The following is a 2,011-nucleotide window of genomic DNA, read 5'->3' as shown; positions in this document are numbered from 1 at the left end:
CGCCGACGCGTTCGACGTCCGGCCCGGCTCTGGCGCCGCCGACGCGTTCGACGTCCGGCCCGGCTCTGGCGCCGCCGCGGTGGGCGGCGGCTGGATCGGCTACCTGTCCTACCCGGACCCCGGCGCCGACGGACGACCGGCCCGGATCCCCGAGGCGGCCGGCGGCTGGACCGACTGCGTGCTGCGCCGCGACCGCGACGGACGGTGGTGGTACGAGAGCCTGTCGGGTGCGGCGATGCCGGCGTGGCTGGCCGACGCGCTGTCTTCGCCGGCCGCGGCCCGAGCCTGCCGGATCGACTGGGACAGCGCCGACCGCGCCGCGCACCGTGCCGGGGTGCTGGCCTGCCTGGAGGCCATCCGCGCCGGCGAGGTCTACCAGGCCTGCGTGTGCACCCAATTCCGCGGCTTCGTCGACGGGGCACCGCTGGATTTCTTTGCCGACGCCGTTGCGCGCACCGCGCCGGCCCGGGCGGCCTACCTCGCGGGGTCGTGGGGTGCGGTGGCGTCGCTGTCGCCGGAATTGTTCTTGTGCCGCCGCGGCGACACCGTGACCTCCAGCCCCATCAAGGGCACCCTGCCGTGGGACGCCTGCCCGTCGGCGCTGCGGGCGTCGGCCAAGGATGTGGCCGAGAACATCATGATTGTCGACCTGGTCCGCAACGACCTGGGCCGAGTGGCGCACACCGGGACGGTCACCGTGCCCGAGCTGCTGGAGGTGCGGCCCGCTCCGGGGGTGTGGCATCTGGTGTCGACGGTGTCGGCGCGGGTGCCCGCCGAGCTGCTCGCGTCAGCGCTGCTGGACGCCACCTTCCCACCCGCCTCGGTCACCGGAACCCCCAAACTACGGGCGCGTCAACTACTTGCGCAGTGGGAGCCGGTGCGCCGCGGAATCTATTGCGGCACAGTCGGCCTGGCATCACCGGTGGCCGGCTGCGAACTCAACGTGGCTATCCGCACCGTCGAGTTCGACGCCGCCCGCAACGCGGTGCTCGGTGCCGGCGGCGGCATCACCGCCGACTCCGATCCCGACGCGGAATGGGACGAGTGCCTGCACAAGGCGGCGCCGATACTCGGACTGGCTCCGACCCCCGTGCGCGCCGGCTAGCGGCTAGCGGCGGGACCGCACCACCACGTCGTAGAGCTCGCGCCGTGACACCGGCGCCCTAGCAGCCACTTGGCTGCACGCTTCCTTTACCCGAACACCTTGCCGCGCAAGCTCGTTCACCTCCGCCACCAGCGCGGGCAGGTCTGCGCGCGGCACAGCGCCGGCCAGCACGACCGTGACCTCGCCGAGCACGCCGCCGGCTGCCCAGGCCGCCAGCTCTGCCAGTGACCCGCGCACCACCTCCTCGTGCACCTTGGTCAGCTCCCGGCACACCGCCGCCCGGCGCGTCGCGCCGAGCTGATCGACCGCGTTGCGCAGGCAGGCCGGCAACCGGCGCGGCGACTCGAAGAACACGCAGGTGCGCCGCTCCCCCGCCAGCGACGCCAGCCACGTCCGGCGCGCCGACTCCCGACGCGGGGCGAATCCCTCGAAACAGAACTTGTCCGACGGCAGCCCGGACACCGCCAGCGCGGTGGTCACCGCCGACGGGCCGGGCAGGCACGTCACCGGCAAGCCGGCGTCGACGCACGCCACCACCAACCGGTAGCCCGGATCGCTGATCGCCGGCATTCCGGCGTCGGTGACCGCCAGCACAGTCGCCCCGGCGCGGATCTCCCCCACCAGCGCCGGCACCCGGGTGTCTTCGTTCGCCTCGAACAGGCTGACCAGCGTGCCGGCGATGCGGACGTCGAGGGCGGCGGCCAGCGTGCGGACCCGGCGGGTGTCCTCGGCGGCGACGACGTCCGCCGAGCCCAGCGCGGCCACCAGCCGCGGCGACGCATCCGACGGCTGGCCCAACGGGGTGGCACCCAGCAGCAGTCGACCCGCGCCCATTGGTAGTCAGGGGCGCGGTGTCTGCAGTGCAGACCCGTTTCCCCATCCCCCTTTCAATCCGTGCATGCGGTT

General features: G+C 73.7%; 2 protein-coding genes. One reads left to right on the top strand and one right to left on the bottom strand.

The annotated features are described in order from the left end of the window. A partial coding sequence (locus ABDW21_RS12965) for an aminodeoxychorismate synthase component I (protein ID WP_343710530.1) occupies positions 1-1,105 on the top strand: 1,105 nt, incomplete at its 5' end. 3 nt (positions 1,106-1,108) lie between these two features. Here the strand turns inward: ABDW21_RS12965 and rsmI are convergent. Then, positions 1,109-1,939 (bottom strand): 16S rRNA (cytidine(1402)-2'-O)-methyltransferase, encoded by an 831-nt coding sequence (gene rsmI / locus ABDW21_RS12960; protein WP_343710529.1) that lies wholly within the window; start codon positions 1,937-1,939, stop codon positions 1,109-1,111. Positions 1,940-2,011 lie beyond the last annotated feature (72 nt).

The sequence above is a fragment of the Mycobacterium sp. genome, from assembly GCF_039583805.1.
Lineage (GTDB): Bacteria > Actinomycetota > Actinomycetes > Mycobacteriales > Mycobacteriaceae > Mycobacterium.
Note: the sequence above shows the minus strand (reverse complement) of the source record. Positions and strands in the feature narration are given on the sequence as shown.

Excerpts from the sequence above, each read along its gene's own strand:
- rsmI (WP_343710529.1), bottom strand. The coding sequence starts at position 1,939 with ATGGGCGCGGGTCGACTGCTGCTGGGTGCCACCCCGTTGGGCCAGCCG.